We start from the raw sequence: 25,105 nt of genomic DNA, 5'->3' as shown, positions 1-25,105 counted from the left end.
AAACGTGGGCAAGCGGCCAGTAATCCAGAGGTCGCGCCACTCAATCAAACAGGTCGGGCAGGAACCAGCGTGTCCCGATGTAGAAATTGTAGGCGCGGTTGATGCCGTCGATCCCACCGAGATTCGAGGCAACGGCCTGATCTGAATAGGACACATATTCCGTGCCAAGCGACAGCCGGAACCGATCGCTCACATGATAGGTCGCCCCGGCAAAGAGGTTCCAGTACGCGCTGGAGTTTGTGTCTTCGCCGACCACAATGAAATCCGGGTTGATNTCGGCGGGGCCGGANAACGTGAAATCCAGCACACCTGCACCGCCCCCGGCACCCAGGAATGGCCGGATACGTTTGCCGTTCCGAAAGTCGTAGAAGGCGTGCATGCCCATGGACCGGCTCGTGAAGTCGCCGCTCGCCGTGCTTGCCCCGTTCAGGCCGGCAATATTGGCCCAGCGGAATCCATACTCGGCCTCCATCCGGATGGAATGATTGANCCGGTAGCCCACAGCGCCAGCGATCTCGCGGCTGTCTTCGAAAATCAGATTGTTCTGGTCTCCGATAGAGCCGTAACCGCGCGCGGCGACATAGAAGCCCCGTTCGGCATCGAACACATCATCGGCATTCGCGGAAAGCAAAAGGCTCGCGCTCGCAGCGGCGAATACGAGTATAGCAAGTTTCACCCCTCACCCTCCCAGCGATACGCTTCCAGATGCTTGACCAGTTCGCGGATCGGGCGGCGCGGGCGGCCATCGGCGTGGATCATCACAGCCGTGATTTCGCCATCGGCAATGATCTCCTCGCCCCGGAAACAGGTCTGCGAAAAGCGGATACGCGGCCCCTCAGTGCCGATATAGCGCGTGCGTATGTGCAGCAAATCGTCGACCTTGGCGGCTTTGCGATAGTCCACCTCAACGCGCGTCAGGGTGAAGGCAGCCGGGTCTTCCCGCTCCAGCAGGGACTGATGGGAAATACCCGCATCGCGCAGATGATCAGACCGGCCCCGCTCGAAAAAACGAAGATAATTGGCGTGATACACCATGCCGGTGAAGTCGGTATCCTCGTAATAGACACGCACACTGATCCAGTGCTGGCGGTCCGCATCGAAATTCTGGGCGTCAAGGTCTGGCAGGCTCATGATTTCCGCGTAGCAAAGCCCGCCCCCAGCGTCACCCCTGTTCCGCCTGAACCGTCATCTCCAAGGGCTCGGTTGCATATCCAAGCGCCTCGGCGCGCTGCTTCAGCCCATCCAGCACCACCGGGTCCAGCTGCGCGGTGCGGGACAGGATCCAGAGATACTTGCCATCCGGGCTGCCAACCAGCACGGCGGAATAGTCCGGCTCCAGCGCCAGCACCCAGTAATCGCCCGATGCAAACGGCACCCAGGCCGGCGCAAATTTCACTTTCAGCTTTGTGTTGTTGCTGCCTTCGACAATCCGGGCCGTGCCCTCTGCAACATCCTTCTCGCCATCGAGCGAACCCTTGTAACAGGTATTGGTCACGCTCACCGTGCCGTCGTCGTTCAGACCGTATTCGGCGGTCACGCCCGTGCAGTTTTTCTCAAAGGAATTGGGGTAGCGCGCAATCTCGTACCAAAGGCCCGAATAGCGCTCCAGATCCACCGAATCGACGGTCGGCGGCGGCGCTGTCTCCGCACGGTAATCAGGCTGGCTGGTACAGGCAGCAACCAGGGCGGCGGCAAGTGTCGACAGGGCAATGCGCATGAGAAATCTCCTTCTCCCCTCTTACGCATGACCCGCCTGTTCGGTTTCGCAAATACGTATCACCCCCCATTCTGAGGCGCGATGTCCAGCGGATCGACAATGTCTGACGGCGTCTCCTCAGCATGGAGGCCCGCAAGGAAGGCGCGCAGATCGGCGACAGACTCCGCCGCCTTCTCCTCCTGCGGGATGTGCCCCGTTTGCGGATAGATAATCAATTCAGCGCCCGGAATGGCGTCCGCGAATTTCTGCCCATGCGCAACCGGGATCAGATTGTCGCTGTCCCCATGCATGACCAGGGTCGGTGCGGTGATGTTTCCGAGCAGCTCCTCCGACGCCAAAATCCGCAGCGTCGCGCCGCTCATCAGGTTCAGCAATGCATCCCGGTGACACGGCGCGCGCGACATGGCCGAGTAGCGGTCCACCATTTCGTCAGTCACAAATGCCGGATCATAAAAACTGTCTTCGAGGCCGGATCGGATCAGCGCCGACATATCGAGATCCTTCATCACACTGCGCGCCACGCCATTGCGCAGCAGCTTGAATATGAAGGGGTCGGACTCCCCTTCCCCCGGCGCATCCAGCCAACCGGCAGCATCGACCAGGACGAGGCCGTCGAGTTTCTCGGGATGTTCCAGCGCATAGGCCCAGGCAGTGTGACCGCCCATGGAATTGCCGACCAGGGTAAACCGCTCAACGTCCAGCGTGCGCGCAACACGGTCCACGGTCTCGACGAATTGCTCGATACCGATGGAGTCATTATCAGGGCAGCGAGACAAGCCATGCCCCGGAAGGTCCAGACGGATGACCCGGTAATCCTTGCGAAGTTTCCGCGCCCAGGCATCCCAAGTCTGAAGCGAGGCGGAATAGCCGTGCACCAGAACAACAACCGGCGCATCGCGCGGGCCAGAATCCGTGAAATGAATCTCCACGTCCTTGCCGGATTTCAGGAAGCGACTGTTGGATTTCGAATAGACCGATTCGAGCGTCGTGTAGGATATGTCATCCCGGCGAAGCATCCACCATCCCGCCGTCAATATGATCGCAAGCGTCACCAGCACGACAAACAGTCGTTTCAACACAATCCCGAACTCCCTACATGCACACCAAAGGGTGACGCACTAAAGCCCTGCGTCTCGTGACAAGTCAAATTCTGCGATCAGTCCCACAGATCGGGCATGCAGCATCCCGCCGCAAAACAACCGACCGCTGACGGGTGGAAAGCCCGTCAACCAAAGCGAGCCGCCCGATCAATGGCTCCCCCGCACCGGTGATCAGCTTGATCACCTCCAGTGCCATCAGTGTAGAAATCATTCCTGTAACTGGCCCTACGACACCAACCTCATCACAGGCCTCGGCATCCGGTGGCGTCTCCGGCACCCAGCATTGATAACAGGGCGCGTCCGCAACGTATCCAGACGCGAACACGCTGGCCTGTCCGCTCCACCCCGCCGCGGCGCCATGCACCAGCGGACGCTCGCTCTGATGCGCGACCCTGTTCAACGCATAGCGCGCAGGGAAATTGTCCGTTGCATCGACCAGTATGTCGCCTGACAACGCATCGTCCTTCGACCAGCGCTTTCGTCGGCCCAGAACATGTGTGGACGGATGATCTGCTGTCAGGCGCGCGGCCATCACCTCCACTTTCGACTTTCCGAGACTGTTCTCTCCGAACTGGATCTGTCTTTGCAGGTTTGANCGCTCGACATGATCATCGTCCCAGAGCTCCAGCTGGCCGACACCCGCAGCCGCCAGATACATCGCGCACGGCCCGCCCAACGCCCCTGCCCCAACGATCGATACGCGCGCCGCGCGCAGCTTCTGCACGCCGGGCCCGCCAATCTCCCTCAGCATGATATGCCGCTTGTGGCGGGCAAGTTCTTCCGGGCTGAGGCTCATGACGCAGCCTTCATCTGACGAATGGCGGTAGAGGAAATCGGATCCAGCGGCGCGGTGAGATAGACCCAGGCGGGCGGCGCGAGACCTGGCAAGATCGTCGCCTCCGCTTCAGGAATACGACTATGAGCGAACCGCCGCGCAAAGGGCGAGTTTCGCGCGCCCGGCCCCACGCCGGGGCGTGCAACAATCGCAATCGGCATCATGCGCGCAATTTCCTGCCACTCACTCCACATATGGAAGTTCACCATNTTGTCCGCGCCCATCAGCCAGACAAAGTCCGCATCCGGCGCAATATGCGTGATCGCGGAAAGGGTTCGATAGGTATANGTCAGGCCAAGACGCGATTCGATATCNGTCACGCGCATGCGGGGATGATCGGCAACAGCCATCGCAGACCAGAAACGTTCCCCGAAGTCTCCGTGCCCGGTCTTGAGTGGATTTCCCCGCGCCACAATCCACCAGACCCAGTCCAGCTGCAGACGCTTCATTGCGGTCGTGGCCACATGGAGNTGCCCTGAATGGGCCGGATTGAAACTGCCCCCGAACAATCCGATGCGCAGGCCACGCGCTGGCCCTGGTAGAAGTGCTCTGCTCAAGGACGAACCTGCCCATTTCCGCGCACGACGTACTTGTAGGTCGTCAATTGGTCTGCGCCTACCGGGCCGCGTGCATGAATGCGGCCTGTGGCAATACCGATCTCCGCGCCCATGCCGAACTCGCCCCCATCAGCGAACTGGGTTGACGCATTGTGCAACAGGATCGCGCTATCGACCGTAGCAAAGAANCGCTCAGCAGCCGCCTCGTCCTCAGTGATGATGCATTCTGTATGCCCGGACGACCAGGTGCCGATATGGTCCAGCGCGGCAGTGAGATCATCCACGACAGCCACTGCCAGGATCGGCGCGAGATATTCCGTTGACCAGTCCGCCTCTGTCGCCTCGACCATATCCGGTACAATCGCCCGCGCGCGCGCATCGCCGCGCAGCTCACACCCCGCATCCGTCAGGGCCGCCGCCATCTTCGGCAGCAGGTCATCCGCCACTGCCGCATCCACCAGCAACGTCTCGGCAGACCCGCAAATTCCNGTGCGGCGCATCTTNGCATTGAGCACAATCGACACCGCCTTTTCCGGATCTGCTGCCTTGTCCACNATCACATGGCAAAGNCCTTCAAGNTGTCCGATCACCGGAACGCGGGCGTCTTTCTGGACCCGCTCAACCAGGCTGCGGCCCCCNCGNGGCACGATGACATCCACATTGCCCTCCAGCCCGGCCAGCATATGCCCGACGGCGGCGCGATCCNTGGTCATCACCAATTGCACNGCATCTTCCGGCAGGCCTTCCTGTTTGAGGGCGCTGCGCATGGCCGCAACAATCGCGCGGGACGACTGGGTACTTTCCGATCCGCAGCGCAGGATGGCCGCATTGCCAGAACGCAAACAGAGCGCGCCCGCATCCGCCGTCACGTTCGGGCGGCTCTCGTAAATAATGCCGATCACGCCCAGCGGCACGGCCACGCGCGCAATATCCAGCCCGTTCGGACGCTCCCACCGCGCAAGCTCGCGTCCGATGGGATCGCCCAGTTCAGCCACCGCCTCAACACTGGATGCAATGCCTTCCAGCCGCGCCGCATCCAGCGCCAGCCGGTCGAGCATGGCGGCGTCCAGCCCCTTCTCTCGCGCAGCGGTCATATCGGCTTCGTTCGCGCTGAGGATCTTGTCAGACGCCGCCCGGATCGCGCCGGCCACCGCCTTCAGGCCCCGCGTCCGGTCTGCCGGGCTCATCCGGCCCAGCTTGCGCGAAGCCTCACGGGCATTGCGCCCCATCCGAAGCATGGTTTCGCCGAGATCTGCGGTCTGGTCTGTCATCGTATCCATCATGNCGNTGGATGTGCCGGAAACCCGGCCTGTCTGCAAGATGCGCCAATGATGCATTCGGCTATGGCTGCAATGATTACAAGGCGCGGCGACGGGCTGACTCTTCGAAAATTTGCCCTAGTATGAAAGTCGAGGAAACAAAACACCATCCGGAGGAAGTACATGATCGACGTTAAGGCGATGCCGCATCTGGCGGATATTCCGCGTGTCCAGGCCGGCATCCGTCCGGACGCAACCGCGTTCTGGTTCGAAGGCGAAACCACCAGCTTTGCCCAGCTTGAGACCCGGTCTACTCAGGTTGCAAACGGCCTGATCGCGCTCGGCGTCCAGACAGATGACCGCGTCGGCTATCTCGCGAAGAACACATCTGTCTATTACGAGATGATGTTCGGCGCGGCCAAGGCGCGCGCGGCGATGACGGCGGTGAATACGCGCCTNGCCCCGCCTGAGGTCCAGTTCATCCTGTCGGACGCCCGTGTGAAGATCCTGTTCGTCGGCAAGGATTTCTACAGCATGATCGACCAGATCCGCGCTGACCTGCCCGATCTGGAACAGGTCATCGCGATTGATGGCGANCGCGATGACTGGCCATCCTACACAATCTGGCGCGACGGCCAGTCGACCGACGCCCCCGGCATCGAAACGCATGATACGGATGATGTGATCCAGCTCTATACGTCCGGCACGACCGGCATGCCGAAGGGCGTGCAGCTGACCAATGGCAACTACCGCGCCATCTTCGAACAGGCNGGCCAGCTCGACTGGGCCAGCTATGATGTGGGCGATGCCGTCATGAACGCGATGCCGCTATTCCATGTGGCGGGCGTGAACATTGGCATCCTGACCGCAGCGCAGGGNGCAAACGCNGTTGTCCTGCGGGAAATCGACCCGACNCTCATCCTGAAACTGATCCCGGAGCACAAGATCGCACATGCCTTCTGGGTGCCGGCGGTGATCCTGATGCTGACGCAGATGCCGAATGTACGCGACATTGACTGGACCCCGCTGAAACAGGTCTTCTATGGCGCCTCGCCGATCGCAGAAAGCCTGCTCCTCGACGCCAAGGAGATCATGGGCGCAAAATTCACGCANCTTTANGGCCTGACAGAAACGGGCGGNTGCGGAACATANCTTCCACCAGAGGCGCATGATCCGTCCTGGGGCAAGCTGCGNTCCTGCGGTGTCCCCTACCCGGCAACCATNGTCCGCTGCCTGGACGCGGAGGGCAATTCCGTGCCAACCGGCGAAGTTGGCGAGATCGCCATCAAATCGGCTTTTGTGATGAAAGGCTACTGGAACCGTCCCGACGCCACCGCCGAAGCGATTGACGAATACGGCTTCTTCCGCACNGGNGATGCAGGNTATTTCGACGAGGACGGATTTCTCTATATCCATGACCGCGTGAAAGACATGATCGTCTCTGGCGGAGAGAACATCTATCCGGCTGAAGTCGAGAATGCGATCTTTGGCCACCCCGGTGTGGCCGATGTCGCCGTGATCGGCGTGCCGGACGAGAAATGGGGCGAAGCCGTAAAGGCCATCATCGTGGTCAAGCCCGGCGAATCTCCGACACAGGAAGACATTATCGCCTATGCGCGCGAGCGTATCGCCGGATACAAATGTCCGAAGACGGTCGAATTTATCGAGGCCCTGCCCCGCAATCCATCCGGTAAGATCCTGCGCAAGGATCTGCGCGAGGTTTACTGGAAAGACCAGGAACGCCGCGTCAGCTGATCATAGGGCGGATGGCGCAGCGTCCCCTGCGCTGTCCGCCATGATCACNTCGCCTTAGTTGGCGAGGCTCAGCCAGTCGCGCGCTGCCGACAGCGCCACCTTGACTTCATCCGTGCTCAGCATGTCAGCCATTTCCTGACGCTGCAGCTTGGCCTCGTCATGGCCCTTGGAGGCTGCGAGGTTGAACCATTTGTGCGCGGAGATCAGGTCGATGTCAGATCCGACACCGGCTGCACAGGCGAGACCCGCCTGATAGAATTCATCCGCATTTGCCTCGGCACCCAGCAGGCCGCCTGGCTGTATTTCCATCTCTGAAAAGGGCATCTTGTTTCTCCTGTCACCCTGCCCGTGCCGCCACCCTTTTTGGGCATGTCAGCCTGAGCATCCATCCGCCACCGGATCGTTCCGGCGACAGGCAAAGAGTGCCTGCTCTCCTTTGCCGTATGGTTAACAGCGATCTGACGAAACCGCGGCTTTTTTAATGGAATTACGCCCAATCTTCACGAATGACGGGTTTTTCGGACCCAAACACGAAAANCCCCCGCCCGGTGTTCACCGGACGGGGGCCTTGCATGATCGAAAAGGAAAGAGGCCTTAGGCGGCGACTTTCTTCTTTGCGAGGGATTGAGCAAGTTTTTCCATGGCGTCGTCCTTGTCGATGTTTTCGACAGCGGCGAGTTCGCGGGCCATACGGTCCAGCGCATTNTCATAAAGCTGACGCTCGGAATAGGATTGTTCCGGCTGGTCTTCGCCGCGGTGCAGGTCGCGCACGACTTCCGCGATGGAGATCAGGTCNCCGGAATTGATCTTCGCTTCGTATTCCTGCGCACGGCGCGACCACATGGTGCGCTTGATGCGGGCGCGGCCGCCCAGCGTCTTCAGAGCGTCATCAACCAGCTTGGAGCCGGCCAGAGCGCGCATGCCGGAAGCTTCGGCGCGGTTGGTTGGAACGCGAAGGATCATCTTGTCCTGGTCAAAGGAGACCACGTAGACCTCCAGATCCATGCCGGCCACAGTCTGCTTCTCGACGCTCGTGATCTTGCCCACCCCGTGTGCGGGGTAAACGACGCTTTGACCCACTTCAAACGCCAGTTCCGCAGATGCTTTTTTAGCCATGTTGGATATCGCCCTTTTTTACGCAAATAGAGCCGATAAAGTCCTTCCCAGTCCGACGCAGTTGACGGTCTGAGTTGAAGATTCCGGCTCTTGTCAGTTATTACTCAAGTCTGAACACTAGCATAAATGTGCAGGTTTTTCAACAGACACGCCCAGATGCTAACCAAGAGTAAAGTTCTCAAGGCCTCTGATTTTGTTAACCTTTATTGAGAAACCCTGCAAAATCAGGGTTCGGACGGGCTGACTCAGACGTCGCCTTCACCCGGCTTGGGGCTGAAATATTTTTCCAATTTGCCGGTCTCTTGCGCAAATTGTTCGCGATCTGCAGGCGGTTCCTTCATCCGGGTGATGTTCGGCCAGACCTTCGCATATTCGCTGTTGAGTTTCAGCCATTTCCCGTCCGGGTCGTCCTCGGTNTCNGGNACGATCGCCTCTGCCGGGCATTCCGGCTCGCACACGCCGCAATCAATGCACTCATCCGGATGGATGACCAGCATGTTCTCGCCTTCATAGAAGCAATCAACCGGGCAAACCTCGACGCAATCCATGTATTTGCAACGGATACAGGCGTCGACGACGATATAGGTCATGGGCGGGAGGGCCTTCTGCAATTTGTGCACGGGCGAAATGGCGCGCGCAGGCGCTTATGTCAATGAGGCGAGCTGACAGGTCTCTTCAGGAAGCGTCAGTGATCCGCTGTTCCGCCGCCTGCCGGGCCTGGGCCCGNGAAATATCGTCGATATACAGCAGTGACGCCACATGGCGGATATAGGCGTCCTCGATATCGCTCTTTTCCCCATCCGCCAGCGCCACCCGGTACAGCCCCTCAATGATGGAGACCCGCTCTGCCACTGGCAGCTTCTTCACATGCTTGGTGAATTGGTGAGAGCCNACAGCCTCTTCGGCCAGCGCCTCCCCTTCCGCCAGCACGGCATCGGCCTTGTCGGCGTCAAACCCGAACGCCTCCAGAAGGATTTCGGCGATCATGTCGCTTTCGATGTTCACATAGACACCATCNGACAAGGCCGCNTCGACCAGCAGGGCCGCTGCCGCCACNTGCGGATCCATCGACCGNTCCGCAGGTGTTTTCTGCCGGAACAGGTTTTTCAGCGCGCTCATCATTCGTCCATCTCCAACGTTTGGTACAGCGCCGCTGCCTCGTCAGCGGGTCCACGCCGTGTGCCGAGGTCCAGCACTTCAACAGCCTTGATATGCCCCCCGAGGGCCATTGTGACAATATCCGCTACCGCAATGGTTGCGCCGGGCTTGTTAACGCGCCGCGTCTGGCCATTCCGGGTGAGACGGATACCGCGCTTGCGGATATGCGCGCCNGAGAGTGCGCGCGTCTTGAAAAACCGTGCCCGCCACAACCATACATCCAGGCGCAGCGTCGGCGTTTCCGTCATTGGAAGGGCGTATAGGTGAAGTCGCTGCCGGTTTCAGGCGCGCCGCTTTCNGCCTTGGGCTTTGGCTTGCGCTTCTTTTTCTTGGGCTTCGGCTTTTCCTCTGGCAACAGGGCCGCCAGCGCTGCGAACGGGCTGTCCGGGTCAGGCTTGCGAGACGCCGGCGCATTGCGCGAGGGGCCACGTCCGCCCCCCTGAGGCTTGCCGCCCCGCGGGCCCTTGCCGCCCTTGCCACCCGCATTCTGGTGCGNGGCNCCGCCCTGATTGCGGCCACGCTCCGGGCGACCTTCCGGCCGCGCCCGCGCCGCATAGCGCCATAGCAANACGGCGTCGGTTTCCTTGTCNTTCTCNGCCGGGGCNAGNCCAAAGCCTTTCAGCACGGCAGGCCAGTCATCGGCTGGACAGGACACAACCGAAGCCAGGTCAATCTCGATGGGGAAGGCATTCTTCCCGGCTTCCTTGCGGCGCTTGGCAATTTCCCAGCCCAGGCGCTCTGCCAGGTCCGCCCGCACGGCTCTCTTGCCGAAGCGCAAATAGCCATTCGCGGCCAGCGCCTCTTCCGGCCATGTGCCGTCAAGCGCGAAAGACCCCGCCCCTTCCGGCGCAAGCGGGAAAGGCTGGCCTTCAAACACTGCGCGCAGAATGGCGATCATGCGCTGGCCTGCGGGCTTTTGCGCATCCGGCACATGGGCCGCCACACGCCCGGCGCGAATGCCGATCCCCTTCAGGGCTTCGCGCTGTTCAGCGGTGAGCCGCAGGCCGGGATCATCCTGGCGCAGATCGACCGCCGCGCCGCTTTCCAGCACACGGAAGGCAATGCCGCGCGCCAATCCGTCCAGCGCGTCTCCCGCCTTTTCGACGGCCAGTTTTGTATGTGTGGGCAGGATGCGGGCGATTTCCTTTGTCGCCCATTGTTCCAGCCGTTGCCGCGCGGCTTCTCGCTCTGCCGGGTCAACTTCCGCCGCGCCGATGATTTCCACGCGCGGAGCCATCCAGCCAGAGCCCTTCACCAATTGGCCCACAGGCGAATTGATGTGCTCCACCTGGCCTTCATCATTCAGCTTGAACGCGTCATCCGGCGCCGCCACGATCAGGCTGAGCCGCTCCACGATCAGCGGGCGAACGGCGGCCTGCGCTGCGCCGCGCACGGCCTTGCCTTCCAGTGTCCGCGCATCCAGCACAGGCTCGAATGTCAGGCCTTTGAGGCGTCCAACAACATGGCCTTCCACACGGACATCTCCTTCCGGGGTCAATTCGGTCACGAGGGCGTCTTCCTTCTTCAGGCTGGCAAGCAAAGCGGTTGTGCGCCGGTCCACAAACCGGGCTGTAAGGGCTTCGTGTAGCGCGTCTGACAGGGAGTCTTCAATCTCCCTCGTACGATCTTGCCATTTTTCGGGGTTTTCCAGCCAGTCAGGCCGGTGGGCGGCATAGGTCCATGTCCGGATATTGGCAAGCCGTTGCTGCAGCTTTGCGATGTCTCCCTGCGTTGAGGAAAGATCATCCAGCCGCCGCTCAAGCCCCGTGTCAGACAGGCGCGCATCCGGGTCTGCCAGCGTTTCGGCAAGGCCGAGCACAAGCCGCGCATGCCCTTCCGGCCCGGCTTTGCGAAAGTCCGGCAANCGGGCCAGATCCCACAAACGCTTCACCCGGCGCGCCCCGGCCACATTCGGCCCGATGGCGCCATCCTCACTCATCCGGCGCAGCACCCATTCATCCAGCGCATGCGGATTGTGGATCAGGGCCGGATGACCGGANGGCTTTTCAAGGCTCAGGATCAGGCGACGCAGGCTNGAAAAGTCCAGCGCCGAATTGCGCCATTGCAGATGGTCCACCGGATCGAACCGGTGCGCCTCGATCGCTTTCCAGGTTTCTTCGTCAAAGTGCGGACAGGTCGCCGTCTCGCCAAACTCGCCATCGGTGCGAAAGCGCCCGGCCCGGCCCGCAATCTGCGCGCACTCGGCAGGTGTCAGCAGGCGATGNCGCCGCCCGTCGAATTTNGAGCGCGAGGCAAACACCACCCGGTCGACATCCAGGTTGAGCCCCATGCCAATGGCGTCCGTCGCAACAATGTAATCCACCTCGCCTGACTGATACATGGCGACCTGCGCATTGCGGGTACGCGGGCTCAGCGCGCCCATCACGATGGCNGCCCCGCCCTTCTGACGGCGGAGCAATTCACCAATCGCGTAGACTTCGTCGGTGCTGAAGGCGACAATGGCCGTCCGCTTCGGCAGNTTGGTGATCTTGCAATGNCCCGCATAGCGCAGCTCTGAAAANCGCTCGCGCGGCTCGGTCTCTGCGCCCAAATCCAGCGTGCGCAACACGCCGCGCATCGTATCNCTGCCCAGCAACAGGGTCTCGTGAGATCCACGCAAATTCAGGATGCGGTCTGNGAAGACATGGCCGCGATCCTGGTCTTCGGCCAGCTGGATCTCGTCAATCGCCACAAAGTCCACCCGCACATCGACCGGCATGGACTCCACGGTACAGACCCAATAGCGCGCCGTNGACGGAACAATCCGCTCCTCGCCGGTGACCAGCGCCACATGCGCCGCGCCCTTGCGCTCGACCACCCGGTCATACACCTCCCGCGCGAGCAGGCGCAGCGGCAAACCGATCATGCCGGTGCCATAGCCCGTCATCCGCTCAATGGCGTAATGCGTCTTGCCAGTATTGGTGGGGCCGAGAATGGCCTTCAGCGTGGAACTCATCGTCGCTGCGTGGCGGGCCGGTTCGCGGAAGTCAAGCGGGCGACGCCGGGCCCGACCGCAAAACGCCCGGAAATCATGCAGTTTCACGTCAACCTGATCGCGAGCTGTCACTTCCAAAAATTGTTTTTATTCCGGGATTTAAACCTTGCCGTTCATTTTCTGTTAACCTAAACATCCTCGCTCAGAAGTGGGGACAATATCGTGTCAGGAACCGCCGCAAACCCGGCTCTCTCATCCGTGCAGCGGTTTCATGCCCTGGACGGTATGCGCGGCATCGCAGCAATCGTTGTGATGCTGTATCACTATGTTGGCGCGTCCCAGTCCCGGCTGTTCATGAACAGCTATATCGCTGTGGACCTTTTCTTCATCCTGAGCGGCTTTGTCATCTATCACGCCTATGCCACGGCCATACTCGGCGGCATGCCGGCGGGCGTNTTTGCCAACAAGCGCATATCGCGCCTCGCTCCCACCGTGGCGGGGGGCGTGGTGCTGGGTGCCATTGCCGCGCTGATCGTGATGCTGGAAACAGGACGGGATTTCAGTCCGTTGGACTTTGCCCTTACGCATATGGGCCATTTCGCTTTCGTGCCGGCCCTGTCCGACTATCAGATACCCGCCAGCGATTCCCTGATCCTGTTTCCATCCAATCCGCCGCTCTGGTCCATTTTCTACGAACTTGTCGCCAGCCTGGCCTTCATCTGGATTGCGCGCATTCCACGCTGGCGGCTGGTCGGTGCGGCCCTTGCCGCCTTCTCCCTCTACCTGTTCTGCTGTCTCGCCTTGTCCCGCATGACCGGAACCGCGTTGACGGCCAATGTCGGCTGGAATCATGCGACGTTTTTCTTCGGCTTCCCCCGGGTGTTTTCCGGCTTCCTGATGGGCATCATCATCTATCGCCTGCTCAGGCGTCTGGATGACTGGATCGAGACGCACCTGCCGCGCCTNGCCGGACCACTGCCAACGCTTGGCCTGTTCGCGGCGACGCTCTGTGTCCTGATGTGCCCCTTNTANGCCAAGGGCGTCTATCAATTCGTGGCCATCGGAATGCTCTGCCCTCTGCTGATCCTGGTGGGAGCGCGNGTCACGCCGGGGCGCAGCTGGCTGACNGCAGTTTGTGACGGCCTCGGCACACTGTCNTTCCCACTCTACTGCGTGCACGAACCCGTGCGACACATGACGAATATCCTGCTGAAACGGATCGGCCTGCCGGACAGCGCATTGGGCCTGCGCGTCACCATTACAGTAATCCTNGCCTTCCTCGCCTCGGGCATGCTGCTCTGGCTACTCGGCCAGCTACGCGCCCGCCATCGCCTCAGCTCCGGACTGAAGCCGTTTCTGGGCTGAAACACAGACTGNCGGNTTNTCGGTCTGGTGATATGGACATNCTCATATCCTCCCCTGCTACACAGGGCAGGAAAGCCACCTATGCCACAACTGCGATACGGGCCTCGTTCACGCTCGGCACGTCATCCTTCACGGCGTGCGGCTGGAAGTGCAGCAATTCCCAGCGGCCGTCATGATGCTCGACAAGGGCGGTGCAGCTTTCCACCCAGTCGCCATCATTCATGTAGGTAATGCCGTCAATCTCGCGCATTTCNGCGACATGGATATGGCCACAGATCGCACCATCGAATTCCTTGCGGCGGCAATAGTCCGCCACATGCCCCTCGAAATTGTGGATATGGTTCAGCGCGCGCTTGGTCCGCTTCTTCAGCGCTTGCGAGAGAGACCAGTACGGCATGCCGAGCCGGCGGCGGATCGCGTTCAGCTTCGTGTTCGCCCAGAGCAGGAAATTGTAGGCATGATCGCCCAGATGCATGATCCATTTGCGGTCGGCCCGCATCATGCCGTCAAACATGTCGCCATGTACAACGAGGTAGCGCTTGCCATCCTCGCCCTCATGCACCGCGCGGTTCTTCACCTTGATCTCGCCAAAGGCCAGNCGAAACTGCAGGAAAGCCCGCAGGAACTCGTCATGATTGCCGATGATATAGGTCACATCCGTGCCNCGCTTGGCGGCCGTCAGGATACGGCGGATGACATTGGTATGCGATTGCGGCCAGTACCATTTCTTCCGCATGCGCCAGCCATCAATGATGTCGCCCACCAGATAGAGCTGCTCTGACGTATGCGTCTTCATGAAGGCGCACAGCGCATCGGCCTGACACCCGGCGCTGCCGAGGTGCACATCCGAAATGAAGATCGAGCGATAATCCGGGCGTTTGTCTGGACGGGTCATGGGAACGGCCCATAAGCCAGTTCGGTATGAGTTTTATGACAGCAATCCCCCTAATTTCGTCACAAAACCGCAATGAAAACAGCGATNAGNGATTAGTNTGTCCTCCCCCTCCGGGAACGGAGCTATACTGCGNGCATGGATCACCTGTTCGCCCCGCCCCAGAATCTGCCGCCGGAAATGGAACCCCGCCGGTTCTGGATCTGGCTGCAACTGATCCTCCTGCGCCTCCATGTGCGCATGGTGAAGGGCGCGGACGCGAATTTTCTCTATGGATTGACCCGCACCGGACAGGTCTTCCTCGTCGAGATCGGCGACACGAAGGCCGAGCATCAGGCGGCGCTTGCCCGCAAGAAACAGCAGGACATGCTGAACTGGACGCCGTCAAAGGCTTTCACAGCAGCGCTGGACGGCGCATCCCTCCTGTCCGCTCACCCCGTCGAAGGCGGGGCCCCGGAAGCGAACGCCTTCCTTGCGCCTGTCGCGCCCGCGGCCTGCGCCCCTATTGCGGGCTGCACTCTGCCACCCCCAGACACCTGACCGGTCTCCTTACAGAAGAAAACTCGATTTCCAGAAACGAAGCGCCTTCACGGGCGTCGCATGTGCAGCTGCCTATCCGGTTTTCACGCCGCCGCCACGCCGGGCGAGCCAGACCCCGCCAAGGATCAATGCGAAAGCGATCAGCGCATGCCAACTCTGGGTCTCCCGGAAAAAGATCCATCCGAGCACGGCGCTGACCACCGGAATGGCATAGCCGGTCAATGAGAGGAACGTCGCGCTGGTCCGCGCAATCAGGAACATATAGAGCGCCTGCGCAATCGCGGTCGGGATGACGCCAAGACCCACAACGCCCGCCCAATGGGTCCAGTCCGCATTCACGTCGGACGGGTCCACCGTGAAGACCAGAGGCCATGACACGATCGCCGCCAGCGTGACAAAGCCGGTGGCAAAGGGAATGGCCTCAATCTTCGGCGCGCCCCGCGCCATCAGGCTGGCCGCAGCATAATTCATCGTTGCCAGGATCAACAGAAGCTGCGCCACCACGCTCGCATTGCCCAGCCCCTTCATCGCGTCCGGCCCGAACAGCACTGCCACGCCCGCAAACCCGGCCAGCACGCCCACCGCCGTGCCACGCGTCATGCGTTCATCCGCAAACAGAAAGGTTGCGCCACTGACCACAAAGATCGGCACCGCCGCGGTATAGAGCGCCGCAAGGCTGGAATTCACCGTCTCTTGCGCCGTGGTGATCAGGAAGAAGGGAAAGACAGACCCGGCCAGCCCCATGCCAATGATGGCGATCCAGCGTGGCTTGTCCCGGAAGGATGGCAGTTTCTGCCCGCGCGCCAGCATGACGATCCACAGCAATGCCGCGCCGATGGTCAGGCGGCCCGGCAACACCCAGCCAACCGGCAGGCCTGCGTCCGGATTGCCCTTGTCGACCGCCACGCGCGTCAGGGCATAGGCCCCGGCCCAGAACAGGGTCAGCAGCGCAAACAGCGCCCAGTCGGATGCCGACCGGCCAGTGGGCAATTGCTGGCTCATGGCATGGGTTCGCCGCGAGAGGTTTCGAGGATGGAATACCATTGCTGGCGCGTCAGCGGGATGGCCAGCGCATTGCGCGCCGCCCGCAATCGCTCCGGGCGCTGCGTGCCCAACAGGACAATCGGCCTGGCAGGATGCTTCAGCAGGAAGGCCAGCGCGACGTCGCTGCGCTGCGCATCATACAGGGCGGCCAGCCGGTCCAGCGTCTCGTGCAATTCGGCCAGGCGGCCGGGGTCATCCGCCTGCGGCGTGTATCCCTCTCCCAGCCTGCCCCCGGCCAGCGGCGACCAGACAATCGGCGTTGCCCCGGTTTCCTGGCACCAGTCCAGCGTGCCATCTTCCAGCGGCTGCAGATGCAGGGCCGAGAATTCCGGCTGGGTGCTGACAATGCGCGCGCCCAGATGCGCCTGCAGCGCGCGGGTCTGCGCCACCGTGAAATTGGACACGCCGGCATAGCCGATCTTTCCGTCCGCAATCAGAGTGTCCAGCGCCCCGGCCACTTCCTCCCACGGGGTCAGCAGGTCCGGGCGGTGGATCTGGTACAGATCAATCTGCTCAACGCCCAACCGCATCAGCGAGGCTTCGCAGGCTTCGATCAGATAGGCCCGGCTGGAATTGTAGGGCACAGGCGGAATGATCCCGCCCTTGCTGGCCAGCACCATTCGGCCGCGCCGCGCAGGGTCTGCTGCCAGCACCTCGCCCAGCAGCGCCTCTGCCGCGCCGAACCCGGCATCGCCGAAACCGTAAATGTCCGCCGTATCAATCAGCGTCATGCCCAGATCGAGCGCGGTCTCGATCAGCGTCTCGGCATGGGACAGGTCATGTCCCAGAAAACGCCAGCACCCAAAGCCCAGACTGCCGGCCTCAAATCCGCTCGATCCGATCTGCGTTTGCCGCATGCGCTCACTCCCTGAAGCCTTCCGCAATACGGGCCCGGCGAGGGCAAGTCCACGCCCGATAACTGTTAGCGCAATCAGGGGTGAGCGGCGCGAGGCCGCATGGCGAGCGGGTGGACGAAATTGCGTAGTCGTCGTAAAGGGCCAGCAGATTTAAAGCCTGCCGCTCCAAAGGAGATTTTTCATGGCCATTCGTGTTGCAATCAATGGTTTTGGCCGCATTGGCCGTCTCGTCCTGCGTTCGATCATCGAGCATGATCGCAAGGATATCGAAGTCGTCGCGATCAACGATCTCGGCCCAGTGGCCACCAATGCCCACCTGCTTCAGTACGATTCCATTCATGGCCGGTTGAACCAGACGGTCGAAGTGGACGGTGACACGATCATCGTTGGCGACCGCAAATTCCTCTGCACCGCCGTGCGCGACCCCGCTGACCTGCCGCACGCCGAACTGGACATCGACATCGCGATGGAATGTACCGGCATCTTCGCAGACAAGGAAAAAGCCTCCGCCCACCTGAAGGCTGGCGCCAAGCGCGTGCTGGTTTCCGCCCCGGCCACCAATGCCGACAAGACCATCGTCTACGGCGTGAACCATTCCACGCTGACCAAGGATGACCTCGTTGTCTCCAACGCGTCCTGCACCACGAACTGCCTTTCACCTGTCGCCAAGGTCCTGAACGATACGGTCGGCATCAAGCGCGGCTACATGACCACGGTCCACTCCTACACAGGCGACCAGCCCACGCTGGACCGCATGCACAAGGATCTCTACCGCGGCCGCGCGGCTGCCATGTCCATGATCCCGACCTCGACCGGCGCTGCCAAGGCTGTCGGCCTCGTCCTGCCGGAACTGAAGGGCAAGCTCGACGGTTCCGCCGTTCGCGTCCCGACACCGAACGTTTCCATGATCGACCTCGTCTTTGACGCCGGCAAGCCAACCACGGTTGAAGAGATCAACACCGCAATCAAGGCCGCCGCCGATGGCGAGATGAAAGGCGTGCTCGGCTATACCGACAAGCCGCTGGTCTCTGCAGACTTCAACCACGATCCGCACTCCTCCACCTTCGCGCTCGACCAGACACAGGTGATCGAAGGCACGATGGTTCGCGTCCTGTCCTGGTATGACAATGAGTGGGGCTTTGCGACCCGGATGAGCGATACGGCGCTCGCCATGTCAAAGCTGATCTAGCACCCCTCTTCCAAGAGCGCTTCCTGGCCGGGAGGCGCTCTTTTTCCATCCCCACCGCATTGCGCCCGCATGGCCGGGCCTATTGGAGATATCCTCATGTCCAGCTTCAAACGCCTTGCCGATGCCGGTGACCTGACCGGCAAGACTGCCCTCGTCCGGGTCGACTTCAACGTGCCGATGGAAAACGGCCTCGTAACGGATGACACCCGCCTGCGCGCCGCGGTGGATACAGTCCAGACCCTGCGGACCCAGGGCGCGAAAGTGGCCCTGCTGGCGCATTTCGGGCGCCCGAAGGGTGAGCGCGTGGCAGAGATGAGCCTTGCCCCCGTGGCAGGCGCGTTCGGCAAGGTGCTCGGCTCCAATGTCAGCTTCATCGCCGACTGCAAGGGCGATCATGTAAAGGCCGCCATCGAGAAGCTCGAACCGGCTGGCGTGATCCTGCTGGAAAACACCCGCTATTATGCCGGTGAGGAAAAAGGCGATCCCGAACTGGCAAAAGAGATCGCTGAGCTGGGCGATATCTACGTCAACGACGCCTTTTCCGCCGCTCACCGCAAGCACGTCTCGACGGCCGTTCTGGCCTCGCTCCTGCCGGCCTATGCCGGCGTGAACATGGAAGCCGAGCTGGACGCGCTGGACAAGGCCCTCGGCACGCCGGAGCGCCCGGTCCTCGCCGTGGTTGGCGGCGCAAAGGTCTCCTCCAAGATCGACTTGCTGAAGAACCTCGTCACCAAGGTGGACTCGCTCGCCATCGGCGGCGGCATGGCCAACACCTTCCTGGCCGCGCAAGGCATCAGCGTCGGCAAGTCCCTGTGCGAGCATGACCTCGCCGACACCGCACGAGAGATCATGCAGGTGGCCGAGCAAAACAAATGCGAGATCCTCCTGCCGGTCGATGTCGTCGTGGCGAAGGACTTCAAGGCCCATGCCGAGAACCGCACCTGCGCCGTCGATGACGTTGCCGAGGACGAGATGATCCTCGACGCGGGCGTGAAAACCGTCGCCAAGCTGGTCGCCGCAATGGGCGCCTCGAAGACTCTGGTCTGGAACGGCCCGCTCGGCGCGTTCGAACTGACCCCGTTCGACAAGGCCACGGTAGCCGCCGCCCAGGCTGCAGGCATTCGCGCCAAGGACGGCAAGCTGGTTGCTGTTGCCGGGGGCGGAGACACCGTCGCCGCGCTCAACCATGCAGACGCCGCAAGCGACTTCACCTTCGTCTCCACAGCCGGTGGCGCCTTCCTCGAATGGATGGAAGGCAAGGCCCTGCCCGGCGTCGAAGCGCTCAAGGCCTGATCCTTTTTGAGACAGCCCTGCGGCATATCGCGCGGGGCCTTTCAAATGACAACGTTCCCAGAAAGTGCTGCAGGGCATCAGAAAAATTTTTATGCAGCCTGATTGCNCGGNCGAGCCCGTTAATCCTGCACGGATTTCGCCCTGATACTTCCCCAGATCGCCTGTAGTGATTACGATTCAGGCGATCTGCCGTGCGGGATTTTCCAGATAGGTAGCCCTGTTGACCCGTCTGACAGGCACGGTACTTGAATGCAAAGTTTGCAAACTTCACGCATGCAAGGGACGCCCCGTTATTCCTATGACCAATCCACAAATGGCCCGGCAGATTGCCGAGAAAAATGGCTTCATCGCAGCACTCGACCAATCCGGCGGTTCCACGCCNAAGGCGCTGCGNCTGTATGGTGTCAACGAAGACGCCTATTCCAATGATGAAGAGATGTTCTCGCTGATCCATGACATGCGCGCCCGCATCATCAAGGCGCCTGCTTTCAATGGAGAGAAAGTCATCGGCGCGATCCTCTTCGAACGCACGATGGATGGTGAAGTCGACGGAACGCCGACCGCTGAATATCTCTGGAACGANCANCAGGTNGTCCCCTTCCTGAAGGTCGACAAGGGCCTCGCCGACGAGGCNAATGGCGTTCAACTGATGAAGCCGATGCCAGACCTCGACAGCCTGCTGGAGCGCGCTGTCTCAAAGGGCATCTTCGGCACCAAGATGCGCTCCGTCATCCATGCAGCCAACCCGGAAGGCATTGCCGCCATCGTTGCGCAGCAATTTGACGTGGGCCGCCAGATCCTGGGCCACGGCCTGATGCCGATCATCGAGCCGGAAGTCACGATCACCATCTCTGACAAGGCTGAAGCCGAAGACATCCTTCTGGCAGAGATCACCAAACAGCTCGACGCGCTCGGTGAAGACAAGCAGGTGATGCTGAAACTGTCCCTGCCGACCAAGGCGAACCANTACAAATCACTGGTCGAGCATCCGCGNGTGATGCGCGTTGTTGCCCTGTCCGGTGGGTATTCCCGCACCGACGCATGTGACAAGCTTTCCCAGAACACCGGCATGATCGCCAGCTTCTCCCGCGCCCTGACCGAAGGCCTCTCGGCCCAGCAGAGCGACGAGGATTTCAACACGACGCTGGCCGCCACAATCGACAATATCTGCGCAGCCTCCGCAGCGGGCTGATCGCTGCAGACAGCTTGATGAGAAGGCGGCTCTGCGGGGCCGCCTTTTTCATTTGGCCGCCACATCACCGAGTCTGAGGACTTTCAGCAGATTGTCCGCTGCGCTATAGCGCGCGCCATGAGCACACCTGAAGACTATGTCCGCCCGCGTACGCGGCTTTACCTGATCACCCCTCCCCGCATTGAGGATGTGGATGGCTTTGCCGCCCTGCTGGAAACTGCCCTCTCGGCGGGCGATGTGGCCTGTCTTCAGCTTCGCCTGAAGACCGAGGCCGGAGAAATCGACGAAGCCGCGACCCGCGAGGTCAGCGCTGCCGTGACGGCTATGGCACAGGCCTATGGCGCTGCCGTACTGATCAATGACAGCCCTCAGCTCGCCGTGGAACTAGGCGCGGACGGCGTGCATGTCGGCCTGGACGATGTGCCGGTGCAAACGGCGCGGGAGATCGTCGGCAAGGATATGATCGTCGGCGCCACCGCCAAGAATTCCCGCCACGCGGCCATGCAGGCCAGCGAAGCCGGCGCGGACTATGTCGCGTTTGGCGCGTTCTTCGCCACCGGCACGAAAGATGACACGGTGGAGGCGTCGCCAGACCTGCTGGAGATCTGGCAGGAAAGCATGGAAGTGCCCTGCGTCGCGATTGGCGGAATTACCGTCGAGAACGCCGAGCCGCTTGTCATGGCCGGCGCAGACTTCCTCGCCGTGTCCTCCGGCGTGTGGAACCACCCGGCCGGTGCTCCGGCCGCGGTGGCAGAGTTCAATGCATTGCTGGATCGACTGGATCCATCCGCAAACTAGAAGTCTGACGAAGCCGGGCTTGCCGCAGGCGGCGTCGGGCCGGACTTCATTTCCTTGAGTTCGCGGACATCGTCGCTGATGCGGAAGAACAGCATGTAGAGCTCGCACATGAAGCGCCAGAACAGCAGGCTGATCGCGCCACCGATGATCGCCGCGATGACGATACCTATGCCGCCGAGGAAGCTCTGGCTGACCATGACACCGAGCCCCGTCAAAAGCATGATGATGGCGTAAAGCCCAATCCCCACGAGGCCGATATAGTAGAGTATCTTGATCAGCGTCGTGCCGATCAGCTTGTCAAAAGTAAGCAGGCGTTGAATCATTTTGTGTCCCCCATATTCCAGTGGAAATGGCATTCTGCTCACGATTGCAGCCATCTGTGAATAGAGGTCGGGGCAAGGAGGGCCGGATTTGTTGCCCAGCCNGCTTGGCAGGCGCATTAACACACCCCGGCTTGACCGTTTCCAGCCTAGGGCTTACGCCCCCGCCAAACCTTCAAAAGGACACGCCTCCCATGGTCAAGATCAATGGCAACGAAATCAAGCCGGGCAACGTCATCGAGCATGACGGCAGCGTCTGGCGCGCCCTGAAGACGGCTTCAGTCAAGCCAGGCAAGGGCGGCGCATTCAATCAGGTCGAGCTGCGCAACCTGTTGAACGGCTCCAAATCCAATGTTCGCTTCCGCTCATCCGAGACCGTCGAGAAGGTCCGCCTGGAGCAGAAAGACCACCAATTCCTGTTCGCAGACGATGACTCCTTCACCTTCATGGATCAGGAGAATTTCGAGCAGATCATGATCCCGCGGGATTTCATCGGTGATCAGGGCGCTTTCCTGCAGGACGGCATGGTTGTCGAGATCGAGTTCTATGGCGAGAAGCCGATTGGCGTGTCCCTGCCCGAGCAGGTCATCCTCGAAGTCGAGGAAACCGAGCCGGTCGTGAANGGCCAGACTGCTGCAAACAGCTTCAAGCCAGCCAGCTGCACCGGCGGTGTCCGCATCATGGTTCCGCCCTTTGTCGGCACCGGCGAGAAAATCGTCGTCCAGACCGCCGATTCCACTTATCTCCGCCGCGCAGACTAAGGTCAGACATGTCCAAGCCCTCCCCCGTCGGCACCGTAATGATCGCAGCCGCTCGCGCAGCGGGTCGCTCCCTCGCGCGTGATTTCGGCGAAGTCGAAAACCTGCAGGTCTCAAAGAAGGGCCCGGCTGATTTCGTCTCGAACGCAGATCATCGCGCCGAAGAGATCATCTACAATTCCCTCACCAAGGCGCGGCCAGGCTATGGCTTCGTCATGGAAGAACGGGGCATTGTCGAGGGCACGGACAAGTCCAACAAATTCATCGTTGACCCGCTCGACGGCACGCTGAACTTCCTGCACGGGCAACCGCACTATGCCGTTTCCATCGCGCTGGAACGTGAGGGCAAGCTGCTGACAGGCGTCGTCTATGATGTCGCCAAGAATGAGATCTTCTGGGCCGAAACCGGTCGCGGTGCCTGGCTGGAGAACCGCAAGCTGCGCGTTGCCGCTCGGACCAAGCTGCATGAAGCGGTCGTTGCCACCGGCACGCCCTGGCATGGCAAGGCCGAAGAGAAACACACGCATTTCGCCCGCGAGATGCTGGCCATGACCCCAGCCTGCGCCGGTATTCGTCGCTATGGGTCGGCGGCGCTGGACCTGGCCTATGTTGCCGCTGGCCGGTTCGATGGTTTCTGGGAACGCGGCCTGCAGCCCTGGGACATTGCAGCCGGAATCGTGCTGGTTCGGGAAGCTGGCGGCACGATCACAGAGATTGATGGCGGTGATGTGATGCAGACCGGATCCCTGCTCGCAGCGAATGAAGACCTGCACCCGCTGATCGAAAAGCAATTGCGCCACGCCGCTGCATTTGCCCGCAAGGCAGACTAGGCCCCTTCCGTAGGGTCGCCCCCCGCAAGGGTCAGAAACTCCGTGACACCTGCGTCATTTTTTGGCCTTATGGGCTGAAAAACGGGCAGGAAACAGTCATGACACACTCCGATACGGACGTTCTGATCATCGGGGCCGGTCTCTCCGGCATTGGCGCAGCGGTTCATCTGGGAAAGAAATGCCCCGGCCTGGGCTATCAGATCTTCGAGCAGCGCAACGCAATTGGCGGAACCTGGGACCTGTTCCGTTATCCGGGCATCCGTTCGGACAGTGACATGCACACGCTGGGGTACAATTTCAAACCCTGGACCGAAGCCAAGGCGATCGCAGACGGCCCGTCCATCCGGAAATATGTTGAAGACACGGCCGATGAATACGGCATCACACCCCACATTCGTTTCAATACGAAGATCGTGGCCGCGAACTGGTCGAGCGAAGAGCAACTCTGGCATGTGACGCATGAGGATGACCTTGGCGCGCGGGACGTCACGACCTGCCGGTTCCTGTTCATGTGCGGCGGCTATTATCGCTATGATGAGGGATATCGTCCGGACTTCCCGGGGGAAGCCACCTATGAAGGCCAGTTCATCCATCCCCAGCACTGGCCGGAGGATCTGGACTATTCCGGCAAGAAAGTCGTGATCATCGGCTCCGGCGCAACGGCGATGACGCTGGTGCCCGCGATGACCGACAAGGCAGCGCACGTCACCATGCTGCAGCGCTCGCCCACCTACGTCGTGTCGCGCCCGGCCGTGGACAAGTTCGCAAACTTCCTGCGCAAGATTCTGCCCGATAGCTGGGCTTATTCCTTCATCCGCTGGCGGAATGTCCTGTTGCAGCAATTCTTTTTCAGGCAGACNCGCGCAAATCCGGACAAGGCNCGGGACCGCCTGGTCGGCATGGTGAAGGAAGAACTTGGCCCCGATTATCCGGTCGAGACGCATTTCAATCCCGCCTACAATCCGTGGGAGCAGCGGCTTTGCCTTGTGCCGGATTCAGACCTGTTCAATGCGCTGAAATCCGGCAAGGCCAGCGTCGAAACTGACCATATCGAGACGTTCACCAAGACGGGAATCAAACTGAAATCCGGCAAGGAACTGGACGCGGACATCGTGGTGACCGCAACAGGGCTTCAGCTGCAATTCCTGAACGGGGTCGAAGTCTCCATCGATGGCGAAAAGCGCGATCCCGGTCGCATGCTGAACTATAAGGGCGTCATGCTGTCCAACATGCCGAACCTGGCGTGTACGTTCGGCTACACGAACGCCTCATGGACGCTGAAAGCCGATCTGACGTCTGAATATGTCTGTCGCCTGCTGAATTACATGGACCAGCACGGGTATGGCTCGGCGATGCCGAAGCTGGATCATTATCCAAACCAGACAGAGCCGTTCGTGGATTTCTCGTCAGGCTATTTCCAGCGCGTCATGGACCAGTTCCCTCGCCAGCATACGGAGAAGCCCTGGAAGTTGAATCAGAGCTACAGCGCTGACCTGATGAATCTGCGATTCGGGAAACTTGATGATGGCGTGCTGAGCTTTACCCCCGCAGAAGAAGCGGACGTTCCGCCAGCCTTGCAGGCCGCCGAATGAGGC

General features: G+C 60.9%; 27 protein-coding genes. 10 read left to right on the top strand and 17 right to left on the bottom strand.

Annotation, left to right across the window (positions count from 1 at the left end; all coding sequences use genetic code 11):
• Positions 1-40: 40 nt before the first annotated feature.
• The 7 genes from CBB91_RS03540 to CBB91_RS03510 all read right to left on the bottom strand — a co-directional run bounded on the left by CBB91_RS03540 (position 41) and on the right by CBB91_RS03510 (position 5,480).
• The gene (locus CBB91_RS03540) at positions 41-676 is read right to left on the bottom strand and encodes an outer membrane beta-barrel protein (protein WP_273012091.1); all 636 of its coding nucleotides are present in this window, start codon (positions 674-676) and stop codon (positions 41-43) included.
• Complete coding sequence (locus tag CBB91_RS03535; RefSeq protein WP_273012089.1) at positions 673-1,131, bottom strand: YbgC/FadM family acyl-CoA thioesterase; 459 nt, start codon at positions 1,129-1,131, stop codon at positions 673-675. The genes CBB91_RS03540 and CBB91_RS03535 overlap by 4 nt, the downstream gene beginning before the upstream one ends.
• A gap of 31 nt (positions 1,132-1,162) precedes the next feature.
• Positions 1,163-1,717 carry a lipocalin family protein gene (locus CBB91_RS03530; protein WP_035547669.1) on the bottom strand — a complete coding sequence of 185 codons (555 nt, stop codon included), beginning with the start codon at positions 1,715-1,717 and terminating at the stop codon, positions 1,163-1,165.
• 59 nt (positions 1,718-1,776) lie between these two features.
• Positions 1,777-2,796, bottom strand: a complete 1,020-nt coding sequence (locus CBB91_RS03525) for an alpha/beta hydrolase (RefSeq protein ID WP_206741137.1) — start codon at positions 2,794-2,796, stop codon at positions 1,777-1,779.
• Positions 2,797-2,860: 64 nt separating this feature from the next.
• Entirely contained in the window at positions 2,861-3,613 is a 753-nt protein-coding gene (locus tag CBB91_RS03520; RefSeq protein WP_273012087.1) for a ThiF family adenylyltransferase, read from the bottom strand.
• A complete protein-coding gene (locus CBB91_RS03515; protein WP_273012109.1) occupies positions 3,610-4,161 on the bottom strand; it encodes a nicotinate-nucleotide adenylyltransferase in 552 nt (183 codons plus the stop codon). The genes CBB91_RS03520 and CBB91_RS03515 overlap by 4 nt, the downstream gene beginning before the upstream one ends.
• Positions 4,162-4,205: 44 nt before the next feature.
• Entirely contained in the window at positions 4,206-5,480 is a 1,275-nt protein-coding gene (locus tag CBB91_RS03510; protein WP_345906720.1) for a glutamate-5-semialdehyde dehydrogenase, read from the bottom strand.
• A 171-nt stretch (positions 5,481-5,651) separates the two neighbouring features.
• Between CBB91_RS03510 and CBB91_RS03505 the strand changes: the two genes are divergently transcribed.
• Positions 5,652-7,223 carry a long-chain-fatty-acid--CoA ligase gene (locus CBB91_RS03505; RefSeq protein ID WP_273012084.1) on the top strand — a complete coding sequence of 524 codons (1,572 nt, stop codon included), beginning with the start codon at positions 5,652-5,654 and terminating at the stop codon, positions 7,221-7,223.
• A gap of 54 nt (positions 7,224-7,277) precedes the next feature.
• On the opposite strand, the gene CBB91_RS03500 is transcribed toward CBB91_RS03505, so the two are convergent.
• The 6 genes from CBB91_RS03500 to CBB91_RS03475 form a co-directional block, all read right to left on the bottom strand.
• Complete coding sequence (locus CBB91_RS03500) at positions 7,278-7,547, bottom strand: hypothetical protein (RefSeq protein WP_035547680.1); 270 nt, start codon at positions 7,545-7,547, stop codon at positions 7,278-7,280.
• Between the two features lie 270 nt (positions 7,548-7,817).
• Complete coding sequence (locus CBB91_RS03495) at positions 7,818-8,339, bottom strand: CarD family transcriptional regulator (protein WP_273012082.1); 522 nt, start codon at positions 8,337-8,339, stop codon at positions 7,818-7,820.
• Positions 8,340-8,584: 245 nt separating this feature from the next.
• Positions 8,585-8,929, bottom strand: a complete 345-nt coding sequence (fdxA, locus tag CBB91_RS03490; RefSeq protein WP_273012081.1) for a ferredoxin FdxA — start codon at positions 8,927-8,929, stop codon at positions 8,585-8,587.
• 85 nt (positions 8,930-9,014) lie between these two features.
• Positions 9,015-9,458, bottom strand: coding sequence for a TerB family tellurite resistance protein (locus CBB91_RS03485; protein WP_273012080.1), 444 nt, complete (start codon positions 9,456-9,458; stop codon positions 9,015-9,017).
• Complete coding sequence (locus CBB91_RS03480; protein ID WP_035547692.1) at positions 9,458-9,745, bottom strand: RNA-binding protein; 288 nt, start codon at positions 9,743-9,745, stop codon at positions 9,458-9,460. The genes CBB91_RS03485 and CBB91_RS03480 overlap by 1 nt, the downstream gene beginning before the upstream one ends.
• Positions 9,742-12,453, bottom strand: coding sequence for a helicase-related protein (locus tag CBB91_RS03475; RefSeq protein ID WP_273012078.1), 2,712 nt, complete (start codon positions 12,451-12,453; stop codon positions 9,742-9,744). The genes CBB91_RS03480 and CBB91_RS03475 overlap by 4 nt, the downstream gene beginning before the upstream one ends.
• Before the next feature lie 201 nt (positions 12,454-12,654).
• Between CBB91_RS03475 and CBB91_RS03470 the strand changes: the two genes are divergently transcribed.
• Positions 12,655-13,797, top strand: coding sequence for an acyltransferase (locus tag CBB91_RS03470; protein ID WP_273012077.1), 1,143 nt, complete (start codon positions 12,655-12,657; stop codon positions 13,795-13,797).
• 79 nt (positions 13,798-13,876) lie between these two features.
• Here the strand turns inward: CBB91_RS03470 and CBB91_RS03465 are convergent, their stop codons facing one another.
• Positions 13,877-14,692: a UDP-2,3-diacylglucosamine diphosphatase gene (locus tag CBB91_RS03465; RefSeq protein WP_051602412.1), complete on the bottom strand. Its 816-nt coding sequence runs from the start codon at positions 14,690-14,692 to the stop codon at positions 13,877-13,879.
• A gap of 135 nt (positions 14,693-14,827) precedes the next feature.
• Between CBB91_RS03465 and CBB91_RS03460 the strand changes: the two genes are divergently transcribed.
• Positions 14,828-15,229: a hypothetical protein gene (locus CBB91_RS03460; protein WP_273012075.1), complete on the top strand. Its 402-nt coding sequence runs from the start codon at positions 14,828-14,830 to the stop codon at positions 15,227-15,229.
• A 72-nt stretch (positions 15,230-15,301) separates the two neighbouring features.
• On the opposite strand, the gene CBB91_RS03455 is transcribed toward CBB91_RS03460, so the two are convergent.
• Together CBB91_RS03455 and CBB91_RS03450 are read right to left on the bottom strand one after the other, a co-directional pair.
• Positions 15,302-16,231 carry a DMT family transporter gene (locus CBB91_RS03455; RefSeq protein WP_035547699.1) on the bottom strand — a complete coding sequence of 310 codons (930 nt, stop codon included), beginning with the start codon at positions 16,229-16,231 and terminating at the stop codon, positions 15,302-15,304.
• Positions 16,228-17,130, bottom strand: a complete 903-nt coding sequence (locus CBB91_RS03450; RefSeq protein ID WP_273012073.1) for an aldo/keto reductase — start codon at positions 17,128-17,130, stop codon at positions 16,228-16,230. Before CBB91_RS03450 ends, CBB91_RS03455 begins: the two co-directional genes overlap by 4 nt.
• Positions 17,131-17,311: 181 nt before the next feature.
• On the opposite strand from CBB91_RS03450, the gene gap reads away from it, so the two are divergent.
• The 4 genes from gap to thiE all read left to right on the top strand — a co-directional run bounded on the left by gap (position 17,312) and on the right by thiE (position 21,602).
• Positions 17,312-18,319: a type I glyceraldehyde-3-phosphate dehydrogenase gene (gene gap / locus CBB91_RS03445; protein ID WP_035547704.1), complete on the top strand. Its 1,008-nt coding sequence runs from the start codon at positions 17,312-17,314 to the stop codon at positions 18,317-18,319.
• Between the two features lie 96 nt (positions 18,320-18,415).
• Positions 18,416-19,612: a phosphoglycerate kinase gene (locus tag CBB91_RS03440; RefSeq protein ID WP_273012072.1), complete on the top strand. Its 1,197-nt coding sequence runs from the start codon at positions 18,416-18,418 to the stop codon at positions 19,610-19,612.
• 298 nt (positions 19,613-19,910) lie between these two features.
• Positions 19,911-20,804 (top strand): fructose bisphosphate aldolase, encoded by an 894-nt coding sequence (locus CBB91_RS03435; protein ID WP_273012070.1) that lies wholly within the window; start codon positions 19,911-19,913, stop codon positions 20,802-20,804.
• A gap of 117 nt (positions 20,805-20,921) precedes the next feature.
• Positions 20,922-21,602, top strand: a complete 681-nt coding sequence (gene thiE, locus CBB91_RS03430; protein WP_035547713.1) for a thiamine phosphate synthase — start codon at positions 20,922-20,924, stop codon at positions 21,600-21,602.
• Here thiE and CBB91_RS03425 read toward each other — a convergent pair.
• Positions 21,599-21,925 carry a DUF4282 domain-containing protein gene (locus CBB91_RS03425; RefSeq protein WP_162175933.1) on the bottom strand — a complete coding sequence of 109 codons (327 nt, stop codon included), beginning with the start codon at positions 21,923-21,925 and terminating at the stop codon, positions 21,599-21,601. The two genes, thiE and CBB91_RS03425, sit on opposite strands and share 4 nt — an antisense overlap.
• A gap of 191 nt (positions 21,926-22,116) precedes the next feature.
• Here CBB91_RS03425 and efp point away from each other — a divergent pair, with 191 nt between their 5' ends.
• From efp to CBB91_RS03410, 3 genes are all read left to right on the top strand, one after another.
• Positions 22,117-22,683: an elongation factor P gene (gene efp / locus CBB91_RS03420; protein ID WP_272983425.1), complete on the top strand. Its 567-nt coding sequence runs from the start codon at positions 22,117-22,119 to the stop codon at positions 22,681-22,683.
• A gap of 8 nt (positions 22,684-22,691) precedes the next feature.
• Positions 22,692-23,510, top strand: a complete 819-nt coding sequence (locus CBB91_RS03415) for an inositol monophosphatase family protein (protein WP_035547722.1) — start codon at positions 22,692-22,694, stop codon at positions 23,508-23,510.
• A gap of 98 nt (positions 23,511-23,608) precedes the next feature.
• Positions 23,609-25,102 carry an NAD(P)/FAD-dependent oxidoreductase gene (locus CBB91_RS03410; protein ID WP_273012067.1) on the top strand — a complete coding sequence of 498 codons (1,494 nt, stop codon included), beginning with the start codon at positions 23,609-23,611 and terminating at the stop codon, positions 25,100-25,102.
• The last annotated feature ends 3 nt before the right edge of the window (positions 25,103-25,105 follow it).

The sequence above is a fragment of the Hyphomonas sp. TMED31 genome (assembly GCF_002172815.1).
GTDB classification, from domain to species: Bacteria; Pseudomonadota; Alphaproteobacteria; order Caulobacterales; family Hyphomonadaceae; genus Hyphomonas; species Hyphomonas atlantica.
The sequence above is the reverse complement of the archived record's forward strand: the minus strand, read 5'-3'. Positions and strand labels throughout refer to the sequence as shown.

What these genes read in the sequence shown, in the direction of transcription:
- gap (WP_035547704.1), top strand. Translation starts at nt 17,312, where the DNA reads ATGGCCATTCGTGTTGCAATCAATGGTTTTGGCCGCATTGGCCGTCTC.
- CBB91_RS03455 (WP_035547699.1), bottom strand. Translation starts at nt 16,231, where the DNA reads ATGAGCCAGCAATTGCCCACTGGCCGGTCGGCATCCGACTGGGCGCTG.
- CBB91_RS03535 (WP_273012089.1), bottom strand. Translation starts at nt 1,131, where the DNA reads ATGAGCCTGCCAGACCTTGACGCCCAGAATTTCGATGCGGACCGCCAG.
- CBB91_RS03440 (WP_273012072.1), top strand. Translation starts at nt 18,416, where the DNA reads ATGTCCAGCTTCAAACGCCTTGCCGATGCCGGTGACCTGACCGGCAAG.
- CBB91_RS03460 (WP_273012075.1), top strand. Translation starts at nt 14,828, where the DNA reads ATGGATCACCTGTTCGCCCCGCCCCAGAATCTGCCGCCGGAAATGGAA.
- CBB91_RS03450 (WP_273012073.1), bottom strand. Translation starts at nt 17,130, where the DNA reads ATGCGGCAAACGCAGATCGGATCGAGCGGATTTGAGGCCGGCAGTCTG.
- CBB91_RS03425 (WP_162175933.1), bottom strand. Translation starts at nt 21,925, where the DNA reads ATGATTCAACGCCTGCTTACTTTTGACAAGCTGATCGGCACGACGCTG.
- CBB91_RS03530 (WP_035547669.1), bottom strand. Translation starts at nt 1,717, where the DNA reads ATGCGCATTGCCCTGTCGACACTTGCCGCCGCCCTGGTTGCTGCCTGT.
- CBB91_RS03415 (WP_035547722.1), top strand. Translation starts at nt 22,692, where the DNA reads ATGTCCAAGCCCTCCCCCGTCGGCACCGTAATGATCGCAGCCGCTCGC.
- thiE (WP_035547713.1), top strand. Translation starts at nt 20,922, where the DNA reads ATGAGCACACCTGAAGACTATGTCCGCCCGCGTACGCGGCTTTACCTG.
- CBB91_RS03500 (WP_035547680.1), bottom strand. Translation starts at nt 7,547, where the DNA reads ATGCCCTTTTCAGAGATGGAAATACAGCCAGGCGGCCTGCTGGGTGCC.